Source organism: Pseudomonas sp. S3_A09 (genome assembly GCF_054668065.1).
The window spans coordinates 3,717,489-3,733,192 of sequence record NZ_CP162752.1 but is presented as its reverse complement, the minus strand read 5'-3'; the positions used below and the strand labels follow the sequence as shown (position 1 = coordinate 3,733,192).

The following is a 15,704-nucleotide window of genomic DNA, read 5'->3' as shown; positions in this document are numbered from 1 at the left end:
ATGAGGCAGGACCGATTTGTCCCCACCCCAGAAAAGCATTCGGCGCTGTGTTCACAGCGCCGCCTGTATTACTTGATCAGCCCGACCCGCGAGAAGTTCGGCAGGTGGCTGAGTTTGGGTTCCGGCCAGCTCATCCAGACCGCGAAGGCCTTGCCGACGATATTCTGGTCGGGAACCATGCCCAGCAGGTCCTTGGGAATGTTGGGGTCATCCCAGTACCGGCTGTCATTGGAGTTGTCGCGGTTGTCGCCCATCATGAAGTAGTGCCCGGCCGGCACTTTCCACTGGCCGTCTGGCTGGGCACGGTAGCGGCTCATTTCCTTACGGATTTCATGCTCCACCGCACCGAGTTTTTCCTGGTACAGCTCGGCGCTGCCCAGGCTGTTCGGCTCGGAGCCGACCAGTTTCTCGGCCACCGACTCACCGTTGATGAACAGACGCTTGTCGCTGGTGTAACGGATCACGTCGCCCGGCAGGCCAACCACACGCTTGATGTAGTTGACGTTCGGGTCGCTCGGGTAGCGGAACACCATCACATCGCCACGCTGTGGGTCACCGATTTCGATGACCTTCTTGTCGATCACCGGCAGGCGGATCCCGTAGGAAAACTTGTTCACCAGGATGAAGTCGCCCACGTCCAGGGTGGGTTTCATCGACCCCGAAGGAATCTGAAACGGTTCCACCAGGAACGAACGCAGCACCAGCACGATGAACAACACCGGGAAGAACGACTTGCCGTATTCAACCAGCAAGGGCTCTTTGTTCAGCTTCTCGATCACCACGCCATCGGGTTGGCTGACGCTGCCCTGATAGGACGCGATAGCCGCCCGCCGACGCGGGGCGAAGAACACCAGATCGAGCAACGCCAGGAGGCCGCAAACGGCAACGGCGATGACCAGCAACAGCGGGAAATTTAGCGACATAGGACCTAACTATCCAACCTGAGCACCGCAAGGAAGGCTTCTTGTGGAACTTCCACGTTACCTACTTGCTTCATGCGTTTTTTACCGGCCTTTTGCTTCTCAAGCAGCTTGCGCTTACGGCTTACGTCACCGCCGTAGCATTTGGCCAGTACGTTCTTTCTGAGTGCCTTGACGGAGGTCCGCGCAATGATCTGCCCGCCAATGGCGGCCTGGATCGCGACGTCGAACATCTGGCGCGGAATCAGCTCTTTCATCTTCTCGGTCAACTGGCGACCTTTGTAGTGCGCGTTGTCCTTGTGCACGATCAGTGCCAGGGCATCGACCTTGTCGCCGTTGATCAATACATCCAGTTTCACCAGATTAGCCGATTGGTAACGGTCAAAATGGTAATCCAGCGAAGCATAGCCGCGACTGGTGGATTTGAGGCGGTCGAAGAAGTCCAATACCACTTCGTTCATCGGCATGTCGTAGGTCACTTGGACCTGGGTGCCGAGGAACAGCATGTCGCGCTGGACGCCACGCTTTTCGATACACAGCGTAATGACGTTGCCCAGGTGCTCCTGCGGCACCAGGATATTGGCCCGCACGATAGGCTCGCGCATGTCTTCGATCGCCGAGAGATCCGGGAGCTTGGACGGGTTGTCGACGTAAATCGTTTCACCGGTTTTCAGCAACAACTCGAAAATAACGGTCGGCGCGGTGGTGATCAGGTCCAGGTCGTATTCGCGCTCAAGGCGCTCCTGGATGATTTCCATGTGCAGCATGCCCAGGAAGCCGCAGCGGAAGCCGAAGCCCAGTGCGTCGGAGCTTTCCGGGGTGTACTGCAACGACGAGTCGTTGAGGGTCAACTTCTGCAGGGCTTCGCGGAAATCTTCGAAGTCATCGGAGCTGACCGGGAACAGACCGGCGTAGACCTGCGGCTGGATGCGCTTGAAGCCTGGCAGCACGTCGACGTCCGGCGTGGAGCTCAGGGTCAGGGTGTCACCCACCGGTGCACCGTGAATGTCCTTGATGCCGGCGATGATGAAGCCTACTTCACCGGCTTTCAGATCAACGGTCGCGGTGTGCTTGGGGTTGAATACACCGACGCTGTCCACCAGGTGGATCTTGCCGGTGGACTTGACCAGGATCTTGTCGCCCTTCTTCACGCGGCCGTGACGAACGCGAACCAGGGACACAACGCCCAGGTAGTTGTCGAACCAGGAGTCGATGATCAACGCTTGCAGCGGATCTTCGTAGTTGCCGGTCGGGGCTGGAATGGTGTGCACCAGGCGTTCGAGCACTTCGTCGACACCCAGGCCGGTCTTGGCGCTGCAGGTAACGGCGTCGGTGGCGTCGATGCCGATGATCTTCTCGATCTCTTCCTTGACGCGCTCAGGCTCGGCCTGGGGCAGGTCGATCTTGTTCAGCACGGGCATGACTTCCAGGCCCTGCTCGATCGCGGTGTAGCAGTTGGCAACCGACTGCGCTTCAACGCCCTGGCCGGCGTCGACCACCAGCAAGGCACCTTCACAGGCCGCCAGGGAACGGCTGACTTCGTAGGTGAAGTCAACGTGGCCCGGGGTGTCAATGAAGTTCAGCTGGTAGGTGATGCCGTCTTTGGCTTTGTAATACAGCGTAACGCTGTGGGCCTTGATGGTGATCCCGCGCTCGCGCTCGAGGTCCATGGAGTCCAGGACCTGGGCTTCCATTTCACGCTCGGCAAGGCCGCCGCACATCTGGATGAATCGATCGGCCAGCGTCGACTTGCCATGGTCAATGTGGGCGATGATGGAGAAATTGCGGATATGACTCAAATCACTCACGGATCAACACTCAAAAAGGCTGCAGGCAGATTGCCCGCTGAAAAATAGCCGGGAATTGTACCTGATGCTCAGGCCAGACGTCATCTTTGCTGACCAGAACAAAAATGCCCCGATCTACCGACCGGGGCATTTTTTGTTCATAAGCGCGGAATCAACCGGCCCGGCGCAGTAGCCAGAAGCCGGCCAGGGCGCAAATCGCCGTGGGCACCAGCACCGCAAACAGCGGCGAGAAGCCGAACACCAGGCTCGATGGGCCCAGCAGGTCCTGGGCGATGCGGAACGTGAAGCCCACCAGTACACCCGTGAATACGCGCTGCCCCAGCGTTACGGAACGCAGCGGACCAAAGATGAAGGAAATCGCCATCAGCACCAACGCGGCAGTCACCACGGGTTGCAACACCTTGACCCAAAATGCCAGCCAATAACGGCCGTTGTTCAAGCCTTGGTCCTTCAGGTAGTGGATATAACCCCACAGCCCGGAGATCGGCAGACTTTCAGGGATCATCACCACGGTATTCAACAATTCCGGCTTGAGGGCAATGTCCCACTCCTGGCTCGGCACATTGATCACTTCGGTGCTGGCCTTGGTGCCTTGGCCGACATTACGGAAGTAGGTGGTGGTAACGTCGCTGAGTTGCCATTTTTCGCCGCTGTACTGCGCACGTTTGGCGAAGCTGGACTCCAGCAAATGACGTTCTTTGTCGAACGTGTAGCGGGTCACACCAATCAACAGGCCGCCCGGCTGCACGGCGTTGATATGGATGAATTCATCACCCTGGCGGTGCCACAGGCCGTGCTTGGCGCTTTGCGCATCGCCCGAACCCTGGGCCAGGGCGCGATTGGCCTGGGCCGTGGTTTCCGCCGGTGGGGCCACGTATTCGCCGATCAGTACGCTGCACGCCATCAGCAGCAGCATGGGCTTCATGACCGCCCATACGATACGACCGATGGAAACGCCGGCGGCGCGCATGATGGTCAGTTCGCTGTTGCTGGCCAGGCTGCCCAGGCCGATCAGGCAGCCGATCAGCGCGGCCATCGGCATCATGTCGTACAGACGGCGCGGCGCGGTGAGGCCCACATAGCTCAGCACGTCCCACACGGTGTAGGTGTCGGTGACGTTGCCGACTTCATCGATGAAGGCGAACAACGATGCCAGCCCGAGGATGATGCCCAGTACCGCCAGGATGGCGATCAGTACGCTGCTACCAATGTAGCGATCGAGCTTAGCCACGAGCCAACTCCTTCTGGCCACGACGGCTCTTCATTTTCAAACGGATCGGTTCCCAATACAGCAGGCCCAGGCCAATCACCAGGAAGATCCCGTGCACCCACCACAGCCCCAGGGTCGGCGACAGCTTGCCTTTCTCCAGGGAGCCACGGGCGGAAATCAGAATGGTGAGGTACGCCATGTACAGCAGGATCGCCGGTAACAGCTTGAGGAAGCGACCCTGACGTGGGTTGACGCGGGACAGCGGCACCGCCATCAAGGTCACGATGAACACCAGCAACGGCAAGGAAATCCGCCATTGCAACTCGGCGATCGAGCGCAGTTCCTTGCTACCGAACAGCTCGGTGGTCGGGATGGCGTCGCGGTCGGTGACTTCGTCGCTGATATCCGGACGAGCCAGCATCACCCCATAGGTGTCGTACTTGATCGCACGGTAATCAGCCATGCCCGGACTGCCATCGTAGCGATAGCCATTTTCCAGGATCAGGTAGCGACTGCCGTCAGGACGCACTTCCTGGCGACCTGAATCGGCCACCAGCACGGAAATACCACGATCTTTCTTGTCCTGACCCAGACGCTTCTCGGAGATGAACACACCGCCCAGGTTGGCGCGGTCGTCGGTCATGGTTTCGGTGTAGGTCACACGCGAACCGTCATTGAGCGCCTGGAAGCGGCCCGGTTCGAGGGTGTCGAACTCGGTCATCGCGTCCTGTTTGTTCAGGACCAGCTGGAACTGCATGGCGCCCTGGGGGGCCAGGCTCAGGCTCAGCCAGGCCACGATCAGCGCGACGCCGGCGGCCGGGATCATGGTCATGCCCAGCAGGCGCTGCTGGCTCATGCCGGTGGCCGAAAGCACGGTCATTTCGCTTTCGAGGTACAGGCGGCCGTAAGCCAGCAGGATCCCGAGGAACAGGCCGAGCGGCAGGATCAGCTGCAGGAAGCCCGGCAGGCGAAAGCCCATGATCAGGAACAGCGAGCCCGGATCCAGGGCGCCCGAGGCGGCTTGAGCCAGGTATTTGACGAAACGACCACTCATGATGATGACCAGCAACACCGCACTCACGGCACTCAGGGTCAACAGGACTTCGCGGGACAGATAACGGAAGACGATCAAACCAGACACTCCAGGGTTGTCAGGCTAAGGCGGCCAAACAAGCAAGCATACCGAGCCAGCCCATTTGCAGGGGCCGACTAAAAAGATGGCGCATTATCCTGTGATTGACCGCGCCTGTCACTGCGCAACCTCATGCGCATGCACAAAGCGGGTGACAAGGGTTGTCAGGCTCCGCCGGCGAGGTTCAAACTGCGGCCTTTGTTGCCGGCGGCTTACACAGCTGCCTGGTATTAAAGCCGGAGTACAGACTCCTGGCTAACCGACCTGTATAAGGGACCCGAAAATGGAATTGGTTGTAAAAAGCGTTAGCCCCGAAACGTTGAAAACCGCCACCCTCGTGGTCGCCATCGGCGAAGGCCGCAAGCTCGGCGTTGCCGCCAAGCAACTCGACGAACTCAGCGGCGGCGCCATCAGCGCAGTGCTCAAGCGCGGCGACCTGGCCGGCAAAGTCGGCCAGAGCCTGCTGCTGCAGAGCCTGCCTAACCTCAAGGCCGACCGCGTATTGCTGGTGGGCGTGGGCAAGGACGCTGAACTGGGCGACCGTCCATTCCGCAAAATCATCAGCGGCATCCTCACCACCCTCAAGGGCCTGGGCGGCACTGACGCCGCGCTGGCGCTCGACGAAGTCGTGGTCAAAGGCCGTGACAGCTATGGCAAGACTCGCCTGCTGGCCGAGAGCCTGGTGGATGGCGGTTATGTCTTCGACCAGTTCAAGAGCACCAAAGCCGAACCCCGCGCGCTGAAAAAAATCACCCTGCTGACCATCAAGGCCGCCCAGGCTGAAGTCGAGCGCGCCGTGACCCACGCACAAGCGATCGCCAACGGCATGTCGTTCACCCGCGACCTGGGCAACTTGCCGCCGAACATTTGCCACCCGACCTTCCTCGGCGAACAAGCCAAGGCGCTGGGCAAAGAGTTCAAGGGCCTGAAAGTCGAAGTGCTGGACGAGAAGAAGATCAAGGAACTGGGCATGGGCTCGTTCTATGCCGTGGGCCAGGGCAGCGACCAGCCGCCACGCCTGATCGTCATGCAATACAACGGCGGCAAGAAGTCCGAGAAGCCTTACGCACTGGTCGGTAAAGGCATCACCTTCGACACCGGCGGCATCAGCCTCAAGCCGGGCCTGGGCATGGACGAGATGAAGTACGACATGGGCGGCGCCGCCAGCGTGTTCGGCACCCTGCGTGCTGTGCTGGAACTCAAGCTGCCGATCAACCTGGTGTGCATCCTGGCCTGCGCCGAGAACATGCCGAGCGGCGGCGCGACCCGTCCGGGCGACATCGTCACCACCCTGAGCGGCCAGACCGTCGAAATCCTCAACACCGACGCCGAAGGCCGCCTGGTGCTGTGCGACGCGCTGACCTACGCCGAGCGCTTCAAGCCACAGGCCGTGATCGACATCGCGACCCTGACCGGTGCCTGCATCGTCGCCCTGGGTTCCCACACTTCGGGCCTGTTGGGCAACAGCGACGAACTGATCGAGCAACTGCTCAGCGCCGGTAAAGCCGCTGACGACCGTGCCTGGCAATTGCCGCTGTTCGATGAGTACCAGGAACAACTGGACAGCCCGTTCGCCGACATCGCCAACATCGGCGGCCCGAAAGCCGGCACCATCACTGCTGCTTGCTTCCTGTCGCGCTTTGCCAAGAACTTCAACTGGGCCCACCTGGACATCGCGGGCACGGCCTGGACCAGCGGCGGCAAGGACAAGGGCGCCACCGGCCGTCCGGTTCCCCTGCTGACCCAGTACCTGCTGGACCGCGCCAAGGCCTAAACGCAATCCCCCTGCAGGAGCCGGCTTGCCCGGTCCTGCGGGGGGATGCGCAAGCCCAGGAAATGCAATGACCCAAGTCGACTTCTATATATTGCCCAGCGCCGACCCGCTCGCGCGCCTGGACTTTGCCTGCAAACTCACCGAAAAAGCCTGGCGCATGGGCCACCGCATCTACCTGCATTGCAGCGATGCCGCCCAACGCGATGAGCTGGATGCCCGCCTCTGGCGTTTCAAGGGCGAAAGCTTCGTGCCCCACGGCCCCGCCGAATCTGAACCTGAAGGCCTGGTTGTCCTGGGTTTGGGAGACAGTTGCGGCGACCACCTGGACCTGCTGGTCAACCTGGACCTGAAAGTACCGCCGTTCGCCAAGGCATTCGCCCGTGTGGCGGAAGTGGTGGTTGAGGATCCGGCTATTCGTCAGGCCGCGCGGGAGAGTTTCCGTTTCTACCGCGAACAGGGCTATCCTCTGCAGGATCACCGGCTACAACGACTTTGAGCACACGATGGACACTCCAAACCCTCTAAAAAAAGATGACCACCTGCTGGACGACCTCGAGTCGATCCGTCAGTTGCTGGGTGATGATGACTTGCAACCGCCGCTGTTGACCGAACCGGTCGAGGGCGAGGTACAGATTCCGCTGTTGTTCGACATGGTCGGCGGCAAACCCGTCGCGCCGGAGCCCGTCGCCGTGGCCCCCGCCGTCGAACCTGCGCCTGCTGAAAAAGGCCCAGATGCCCTGCTGCTGCACCTGGACAACGAACTGCGCGCTGCCGCGCAACTGATCATGCAAGACGTGATCGACGACTTTGCCCCGCATATCGAAACCGAGATCAAGCGCCGGCTGGATGCGCGCATGGAGCGGTTGCTCAGCCAATACCAGTCTTAAGCCATACACGTCACCCTGCGGGAGCGGGCTTGCTGGCGAAAGCGCTGGATCAGTCAACGCCTGAGCTGACTGCCACACCGCTTTCGCCAGCAAGCCCGCTGCCACATTTGCTCAGCGTACATCTCAAGCCTGTCTTCACCTCGCCCTGCGCCCTATCCCCCGTTATACTTGTCGGCTTTCCTGAATTAATGCCAACTAGGGTCCCGCCGCGCATGGATAAGACCTACCAGCCGCACGCTATTGAAACTTCCTGGTACCAGACCTGGGAGTCCGAGAATTATTTCGCCCCGCAAGGCGCGGGCGATTCCTACACCATCATGATTCCGCCACCGAACGTCACTGGCAGCCTGCACATGGGCCATGGCTTCAACAATGCGATCATGGATGCGTTGATCCGTTTCCGCCGTATGCAGGGCCGCAACACCCTGTGGCAACCGGGCACCGACCACGCCGGTATCGCCACCCAGATGCTGGTGGAACGCCAACTCGAAGCCACCGGCCAGAGTCGCCACGACTTGGGGCGCGAGAAATTCCTGGAAAAGATCTGGGAGTGGAAGGACCAATCCGGCGGCAATATCAGCCGTCAGATTCGTCGCCTGGGCTCGTCCGTGGACTGGAGCCGCGAGCGTTTCACCATGGACGACGGCCTGTCGGAAGCCGTGAAAGAAGCCTTCGTGCGTCTGCATGAAGACGGACTGATCTACCGCGGCAAGCGCCTGGTCAACTGGGACACCAAGCTGCACACAGCGATTTCCGACCTCGAAGTGGAAAACCACGATGAGAAAGGCTTCCTGTGGAACCTCAAGTACCCGCTGGCCGACGGCGCCAAGACCGCTGAAGGCAACGACTACCTGATCGTCGCCACCACCCGTCCGGAAACCATGCTCGGCGATGCCGCCGTTGCAGTTAACCCGACTGACGAGCGCTACCAGGCGCTGATCGGCAAGTTCGTCGAGCTGCCATTGGTCGGCCGGCGCATCCCGATCATCGCAGACGACTACTGCGACCCTGAATTCGGCACCGGCTGCGTGAAAATCACCCCGGCCCACGATTTCAACGACTACGAAGTCGGCAAGCGCCACAACCTGCCGCTGCTGAATATCTTCGACAAAAACGCCGCCGTACTGCCGGCTTGCCAGGTGTTCAACCTGGACGGCACGCTGAACGAAAGCATCGACGGTAAGATTCCGGCCGAATATGCAGGCCTCGACCGTTTCGAAGCACGCAAGCAGATCGTCGCCGCCTTCGACGCTGCCGGTTTGCTGGTCAGCGTTGACGACCACGCCCTGAAAGTGCCGAAGGGCGACCGCTCCGGCACCGTGATCGAGCCGTGGCTGACCGACCAGTGGTACGTCTCCACCAAGCCGTTGGCAGAACCTGCCATCGCCGCCGTGGAAGATGGCCGCATCCAGTTCGTGCCGAAACAGTACGAGAACATGTACTTCTCGTGGATGCGTGACATCCAGGATTGGTGCATCAGCCGTCAACTGTGGTGGGGCCACCGCATTCCGGCCTGGTACGACGAGTCGGGCAAGGTCTACGTAGGCCGTGACGAAGCTGAAGTGCGCGCCAAGCACAACCTCGGTGCCGACATTGCGCTGCAACAGGACAACGACGTACTGGACACATGGTTCAGCTCGGGCCTGTGGACCTTCTCCACCCTGGGCTGGCCGCAGCAGACCGAATTCCTCAAGAAATTCCACTCCACCGACGTGCTGGTCACCGGTTTCGACATCATTTTCTTCTGGGTTGCCCGGATGATCATGCTGACCATGCACCTGGTGAAAAACGAGGATGGCACGCCGCAAGTGCCGTTCAAGACCGTGTACGTGCACGGCCTGGTGCGTGATGGCCAGGGCCAGAAGATGTCCAAGTCCAAGGGCAATGTGCTGGACCCGCTGGACATCATCGACGGTATCGACCTGGAAACCCTGGTGCAGAAACGCACCTCGGGCCTGATGCAGCCGAAACTGGCGAAGAAGATCGAGAAGCAAACCCGCGACGAATTTGCCGACGGCATCGCCAGCTACGGCACCGACGCCCTGCGCTTCACGTTCTGCTCACTGGCGTCCACCGGTCGCGACATCAAGTTCGACATGGGCCGCGTCGAAGGCTATCGCAACTTCTGCAACAAGATCTGGAACGCGGCGCGCTACGTATTGGACAAAGGCGAAGACTGCGGCCAGAACGGCGAAGCCTATGAGTTGAGCCTGGCCGACCGCTGGATCATCTCGCAGCTGCAGCGCACCGAAGCCGAAGTGACCCGCCAACTCGACCAGTTCCGTTTCGACCTGGCCGCACAGGCCTTGTACGAGTTCATCTGGAACCAGTATTGCGACTGGTACCTGGAACTGTCCAAGCCGGTACTGTGGGACGAAAACGCGCCGGTCGAGCGCCAGCGCGGCACCCGTCGCACCCTGGTGCGCGTGCTGGAAGTGGCGCTGCGCCTGGCCCACCCGTTCATGCCATTCATCACCGAAGAAATCTGGCAGCGCCTGGCGCCGCTGGCCGGTATCGAAGGCAAGACCATCATGCTGCAACCTTGGCCAGTGGCCAACGAAGCACGCATCGATGAAGCGGCCGAAAGCGATATCGAATGGCTCAAGACCCTGATGATGGGCACGCGTAACATCCGCGCCGAAATGAACATCGGGCCGGGCAAGCCATTGGCCGTGTTTGTGAAGAACGCCAGTGCGGAAGATCAGCGTCGCCTCACCGAAAATGATCCACTGCTCAAGAAGCTGGCGAAGCTGGAATCGATCACCGTCTTGGCGGCCGACGCCGAAGCACCGCTGTCCGCCACCGCGCTGGTTGGCGAGATGGAAGTGTTGGTGCCGATGGCGGGCCTGATCGACAAGGGCGCCGAACTGGCACGTCTCGACAAGGAAATCGGCCGTCTGCAAGGCGAAGTGCAACGAGTGGGCGGCAAGCTGTCCAACGCGGCCTTCGTCGACAAGGCCCCGGCTGAAGTGATCGAGAAAGAACGCGCCAAGCTGGCCGAGGCTGAACAGGCCCTGGGCAAGCTGGCGGAGCAACATGCGCGGATCTCCAGCCTGTAAGGTGTGAGCCGTGTGAAAAAAGAGACCTTCGGGTCTCTTTTTTTTGCCTGGACATTTCCGATCTCCTGCTGGCAACGCGGTCAATGTGGGAGCGGGCTTGCTCGCGAAAGCGCTGGGTCAGTCACTGAATGTGTATCCGATATACCGCCTTCGCGAGCAAGCCCGCGCCCACATTTGACCGAGTTGCGCTCAAGATGTGTGACAATGCCCACCACTTTGAGCCAACACCAGAATCATCATGACCGCCCCCAGCACGCCAAAACCTCCGCGCAAGAAGCCTAAAACCGCAGCCACGACCAAGCCCGTTGTGCCGCGCAAGGAGGCCACCCTGCATCCGCGCAACCGCCACACAGGCCGTTACGACTTCCCGGCGCTGATCAAGACCACGCCGGAACTGGCGCAATTCGTGATCATCAACCCATACGGCAAGGAAAGTATCGACTTTGCCAGCCCGGATGCAGTGCGTGTGTTCAACCGAGCGCTGCTGAAAGCGTTCTATGGCATCCAGCACTGGGACATCCCGGCCGACTACCTGTGCCCGCCGGTACCGGGGCGTGCAGACTACGTGCACTTCCTCGCCGACCTGCTGGCCAGTACCAACGACGGCAAGATCCCGCGCGGCTCTATCGTCAAGGTGCTGGACATCGGCATGGGCGCCAACTGCGTCTACCCGCTGATTGGCTACATGGAATACCGTTGGAATTTCCTCGGTTCGGAAGTCGACCCTATCGCCGTCGCCGCAGCCAGGGCCATCGTGCAGTCCAACGACCTGAGCAAGGTCATTCAATTGCGCCAGCAAACCAATCCCAAACAGATCCTGCTGGGCTTGCTGGAGCCGGGCGAGCGCTTTGACCTGACCATGTGCAACCCGCCCTTCCACGCGTCGATGGATGAAGCGACCAAGGGCAGCGAACGCAAGTGGCGCGCCTTGGGCAAGGCGGATCCCAAGCGCAAGTTGCCGGTGCTGAACTTTGGTGGCCAATCGGCCGAGCTGTGGTGTGAAGGCGGTGAAGCGCGCTTTGTGACCCAACTCATTGCCGAGAGCGCACACTTTGCTCATAAAGTGCTGTGGTTCAGCACCCTTGTGTCAAAAGCGTCGAACTTGCCCGCGATCGAGACAGCCCTGAAAAAAGCCGGTGTTCTGGAAAGCCAGGTAGTGGAAATGTCCCAGGGCCAGAAGCAGAGCCGTTTCGTGGCATGGACCTTCCAGACCAAGAACGAACAGCAGATCTGGCGTCAGCGCTGGGTGCGTTAAGCACAAATCGCAGGCAACAAAAAACCGTGCCCGGATCACTCCGGTGCACGGTTTTTTTACCGCATCTTACTTGTTAACAGCGTCGGTCAGGCCTTTGGCCACAACCAGCTTGATAACTTTCTTGGCAGCGATTTCGATGGCAGCGCCAGTCGAAGGGTTACGGCCAGTACGGGCAGGACGCTCGGTCACTTTCAGCTTGCCGATACCTGGCAGAGTGATTTCGCCGCCGTTTTCCAGCTGATCGGCAACGATCTGGCCCAGTTGGTCCAGAGCTGCGCGCGCGGTGGTTTTCGGCGCGTCGATAGCTTCAGCGATATCAGCGATCAGTTGGTCTTTAGTCAAAGCCATTGTGGTGTTCCTTCCCTATCAAATTCATATGGATTGCAGAGTGCAGTGTCAGCCGTCGAGCCTGACCGTCATGGCCTGGCACCCCCGGCTATAACCACGGAGATCGGGGTTATAGATGCTTGAAACGGGGATTGGTTCGACCTGACAGATGCTGAATGCACGCTTATCGCCGAGACTTGGCGTAAGACGGGGCAAAACTAGCACAGAGACGGGGAAATATCCGCTTCTACCTACCCATTTGGTCAGCTTTATCGCTCTAAACCGTGAAAAAAAGGCATATAGACCGTCGGAGGGTGCCCAAAACCGCCTTCGAAGCGTGTCTTGGCCAATGGGTGCGGTACACTGGGCGACTTTTCGGGGAGGCCAACCGCTCCCCTTCAACCAGCCGAGAAGCCTATGCCGATCCGTCATTGCATCGTCCACCTGATCGACAAAAAACCCGACGGCACACCCGCAGTTCTCCACGCCCGCGACTCCGAGCTTGCCGAGTCGGCCGCCATCGAGAACATGCTTGCCGACCTCAACGAGAGCTACAACGCCAAACAAGGCAAGGCCTGGGGTTTCTTCCACGCCGAGTCCGGCGCGCACCCGTTCAGCGGCTGGTTGAAGGAGTATTTCGACGGTGGCCAGGATTTCACCACCTTCAGTCGCACGGCGGTCGAGCACCTGCAAAAACTGATGGAAGAGTCCAACCTCTCCACTGGCGGCCATGTGTTGTTTGCCCACTACCAGCAAGGCATGACCGACTACCTGGCCATCGCCCTGCTGCACCACAGCGAAGGCGTGGCGGTGACCGACGAGCTGGACGTGACCCCGTCGCGCCACCTGGACCTCGGCCAGCTGCACCTGGCGGCACGCATCAACGTGTCCGAGTGGCAGAACAACAAGCAGTCCAAGCAGTACATTTCCTTTATCAAGGGCAAGAACGGCAAGAAGGTCTCGGAGTATTTCCGCGACTTCATCGGCTGCCAGGAAGGCGTCGACGGTCCGGGCGAGACCCGTACCCTGCTCAAGGCGTTCAGCGACTTCGTCGAAAGCGAAGATTTGCCGGACGAGTCCGCTCGCGAGAAAACCAAGACCTTGGTGGACTACGCCAGCAGCCAGGCCAAGCTCGGCGAGCCGATGGGCCTGGAGGAACTGTCGGGGTTGATCGATGAAGATCGGCCTAAGGCGTTCTATGACCATATCCGCAACAAGGACTACGGCCTGTCGCCGGAGATCCCGGCGGATAAGCGCACGCTCAACCAGTTCCGCCGTTTCACCGGCCGCGCCGAGGGTTTGTCCATCAGCTTTGAAGCCCATCTGCTGGGCGACAAGATCGAATACGACGAAGCCGCCGGCACCTTGATCATCAAGGGCCTGCCGACTCAACTGACTGATCAGCTCAAGCGCCGTAACTGATGCTTGGCGGGGTTTTCAAGAAAGTCCTGCTGGTGTTGCTGGTGGTGGTAGTGATCCAGAACTGGGGCAAGATCGAGCGGGTGTTCAACCCGTCGCAGGTGGCGCCGGAGCACGTGCGCACTTCGGCGCGTGTGGTGCTCTATTCCACCGAGTGGTGCGGGTACTGCAAGCAGATCCGCCGCTTTCTGGACCAGAAGGGCATTCCCTACCAGGCGTTCGATATCGAGAAAGATGCCCAGGCGCGCAAGGCGTATGAGGCGTTGGGCGGGGGCGGAATTCCGTTCGTGGACGTGAACGGCACGCTGATTCGCGATTACGCACCGGAAAAAATCATGGCGGCGCTGAAATAATCAGCGCACCACGATCATCCGTCCCAATAATGTGTGCTGTTCGAAGCCAAGCACGGCTTGCAACGCATTCAACACGGCCTGCGGGTCCTTGCTCGGGAAACTGCCGCTGACGCGCTTGGCACCCATCTCTTTGTTGAGCAACAGAATGCGACCTGGGTAATAACGCTCCAGGTCCTTGACCACGTCCGCCAACGGCGCTTTGTAATAGTTGAGCCAACCGTCGCGCCAGGCCAGGCGTGATTCGCTGTCGACCGCGTGCAGGGCGTCGGCGACGCCCTCGGCGTAGGCCACCTGCTGCCCTGCCGTAAGAATTTGCTGTTGACCCTGCTTGGACGGCGTCACGCCAACCCGCCCGGACAACACCGTCACCTCAGCGCCTGCCGGCTGCAGGCGCACTTCAAATTGTGTACCCAGCACCCGCGCTTCACCACTGCCCGCCTCCACCACAAAAGATTGCCCGGTGTGGGTCACGCTGAAAAAGCCGGCCCCGCGGCGCAACTGGATATGCCGTTCGCCCTGGGTGAAGTCCACGGCGATGGCGCTGTCGGCATCAAGGGTCACTTGGGATTGGTCGGCCAGCGTGACGGTTTTGACTTCGCCCGGCGCCGTCACGTAGTCGGCGCCGAAATCATCAACCCAGCGTGACGGCTGCCATCCGACGCCCATGGACACCATCAACAGCAGACAGGCGGCCATCGCCAACGCGCCAGACCAACGCGCCACCCGCGAGCGCTTCGAAGGGTTCATCGCGTTGAGATAACCCTGCAACACCAACGCCTCTTCGTCCGCGAGCTTGCGCGCTGGCACTTCGCTCAACTCCCACAGCACCTGGGCCTGGGCATAGGCCTCGACGTGCGCCGGGTCAGCCCGCAGCCACTGGCTGAACGTGGCCTGGTCACCACCGCTGGGCTGGTCATGCAGCAGACTCAGCCAGGCCAGTGCTGCTTGTTCCTGGGCGGGCGTAGGGGTGACGTTCACGGTGCTTTCCCTGGCGTGCGTGGGGATGAGGGTTCGCGAAGGCTGGCTTTGCAGGCTTCGAGGGCACGCATCATATGTTTTTCCACGGCGCTTTGGGACAGGCCCATCGCCTTGGCGATTTGCGCGTACTTGCGGCCATGGATGCGGTTGAGCAGGAAAATCTGCCGCGTGCGCTCGGGCAGGCTGCGCAAGGCCGCTTCGACGTGACGCAGATCATTGCCGGCTTCCAGTGCCGCCTGGGGTTCTGAACCTTGGTTGTCTTGCTGTTCGGGCAACCAGCCTTCACTGCTGCGCGCCCGCGCGCCTTCGCTGCGCAGGTGATCGATGGCGATGTTGCCGGCGCAGCGCAGCAGGTAAGTGCTGAGTTCCTCGACCTGTACCAAAGGCCGGCGCCAGAAACGCAGGAACAGATCCTGCACCAGGTCGGCCGCCGTGGCGCGGCAGCCGACGCGGCGACTCACCAAGGCCTCCATCTGCGAACGCTGGGACAAAAACACCTGCAGAAAATGCGCACGCCCGCCTGCCGCGTCAGCGTGCTGGCTGTCCTGGGATTCGGGTGGCGTGCTGATCATCATGGGCGGG

The 15,704-nt window shown here is 60.5% G+C and carries 14 protein-coding genes; 7 read left to right on the top strand and 7 right to left on the bottom strand.

What is annotated here, in order from left to right; all coding sequences use genetic code 11:
- Window positions 1–68 precede the first annotated feature (68 nt).
- The 4 genes from lepB to lptF form a co-directional block, all read right to left on the bottom strand.
- Complete coding sequence (lepB, locus tag AB4N92_RS17415) at window positions 69–923, bottom strand: signal peptidase I (RefSeq protein WP_010212881.1); 855 nt, start codon at window positions 921–923, stop codon at window positions 69–71.
- A gap of 5 nt (window positions 924–928) precedes the next feature.
- Entirely contained in the window at window positions 929–2,728 is a 1,800-nt protein-coding gene (gene lepA, locus AB4N92_RS17410; RefSeq protein ID WP_003188853.1) for a translation elongation factor 4, read from the bottom strand.
- Window positions 2,729–2,879: 151 nt separating this feature from the next.
- Window positions 2,880–3,959: an LPS export ABC transporter permease LptG gene (lptG, locus tag AB4N92_RS17405; protein WP_010212884.1), complete on the bottom strand. Its 1,080-nt coding sequence runs from the start codon at window positions 3,957–3,959 to the stop codon at window positions 2,880–2,882.
- The gene (gene lptF, locus AB4N92_RS17400; protein WP_042571699.1) at window positions 3,952–5,070 is read right to left on the bottom strand and encodes an LPS export ABC transporter permease LptF; all 1,119 of its coding nucleotides are present in this window, start codon (window positions 5,068–5,070) and stop codon (window positions 3,952–3,954) included. The genes lptG and lptF overlap by 8 nt, the downstream gene beginning before the upstream one ends.
- A 283-nt stretch (window positions 5,071–5,353) precedes the next feature.
- Between lptF and AB4N92_RS17395 the strand changes: the two genes are divergently transcribed.
- The 5 genes from AB4N92_RS17395 (at window position 5,354) to rlmF (ending at window position 12,045) form a co-directional block, all read left to right on the top strand.
- Complete coding sequence (locus tag AB4N92_RS17395) at window positions 5,354–6,844, top strand: leucyl aminopeptidase (RefSeq protein WP_010212886.1); 1,491 nt, start codon at window positions 5,354–5,356, stop codon at window positions 6,842–6,844.
- A gap of 67 nt (window positions 6,845–6,911) precedes the next feature.
- On the top strand, window positions 6,912–7,340 hold the full coding sequence (locus AB4N92_RS17390; protein ID WP_069672374.1) for a DNA polymerase III subunit chi: 429 nt from the start codon (window positions 6,912–6,914) through the stop codon (window positions 7,338–7,340).
- 7 nt (window positions 7,341–7,347) lie between these two features.
- Window positions 7,348–7,731 carry a hypothetical protein gene (locus tag AB4N92_RS17385; protein ID WP_010212888.1) on the top strand — a complete coding sequence of 128 codons (384 nt, stop codon included), beginning with the start codon at window positions 7,348–7,350 and terminating at the stop codon, window positions 7,729–7,731.
- Between the two features lie 212 nt (window positions 7,732–7,943).
- A complete protein-coding gene (locus tag AB4N92_RS17380) occupies window positions 7,944–10,790 on the top strand; it encodes a valine--tRNA ligase (protein ID WP_010212889.1) in 2,847 nt (948 codons plus the stop codon).
- A 238-nt stretch (window positions 10,791–11,028) separates the two neighbouring features.
- Window positions 11,029–12,045: a 23S rRNA (adenine(1618)-N(6))-methyltransferase RlmF gene (gene rlmF / locus AB4N92_RS17375; RefSeq protein WP_010212891.1), complete on the top strand. Its 1,017-nt coding sequence runs from the start codon at window positions 11,029–11,031 to the stop codon at window positions 12,043–12,045.
- Between the two features lie 66 nt (window positions 12,046–12,111).
- On the opposite strand, the gene AB4N92_RS17370 is transcribed toward rlmF, so the two are convergent.
- A complete protein-coding gene (locus tag AB4N92_RS17370) occupies window positions 12,112–12,393 on the bottom strand; it encodes an HU family DNA-binding protein (protein WP_005785131.1) in 282 nt (93 codons plus the stop codon).
- 396 nt (window positions 12,394–12,789) lie between these two features.
- Here AB4N92_RS17370 and yejK point away from each other — a divergent pair, with 396 nt between their 5' ends.
- Both yejK and AB4N92_RS17360 read left to right on the top strand, forming a co-directional pair.
- Window positions 12,790–13,794 (top strand): nucleoid-associated protein YejK, encoded by a 1,005-nt coding sequence (yejK, locus tag AB4N92_RS17365; protein WP_010212893.1) that lies wholly within the window; start codon window positions 12,790–12,792, stop codon window positions 13,792–13,794.
- Complete coding sequence (locus tag AB4N92_RS17360; RefSeq protein WP_010212895.1) at window positions 13,794–14,144, top strand: glutaredoxin family protein; 351 nt, start codon at window positions 13,794–13,796, stop codon at window positions 14,142–14,144. The genes yejK and AB4N92_RS17360 overlap by 1 nt, the downstream gene beginning before the upstream one ends.
- On the opposite strand, the gene AB4N92_RS17355 is transcribed toward AB4N92_RS17360, so the two are convergent.
- Window positions 14,145–15,122 carry a FecR family protein gene (locus AB4N92_RS17355; protein WP_044286681.1) on the bottom strand — a complete coding sequence of 326 codons (978 nt, stop codon included), beginning with the start codon at window positions 15,120–15,122 and terminating at the stop codon, window positions 14,145–14,147. It lies immediately after the preceding gene.
- Window positions 15,119–15,697, bottom strand: a complete 579-nt coding sequence (locus AB4N92_RS17350; protein ID WP_010212898.1) for an RNA polymerase sigma factor — start codon at window positions 15,695–15,697, stop codon at window positions 15,119–15,121. The genes AB4N92_RS17355 and AB4N92_RS17350 overlap by 4 nt, the downstream gene beginning before the upstream one ends.
- Between the last annotated feature and the right edge of the window lie 7 nt (window positions 15,698–15,704).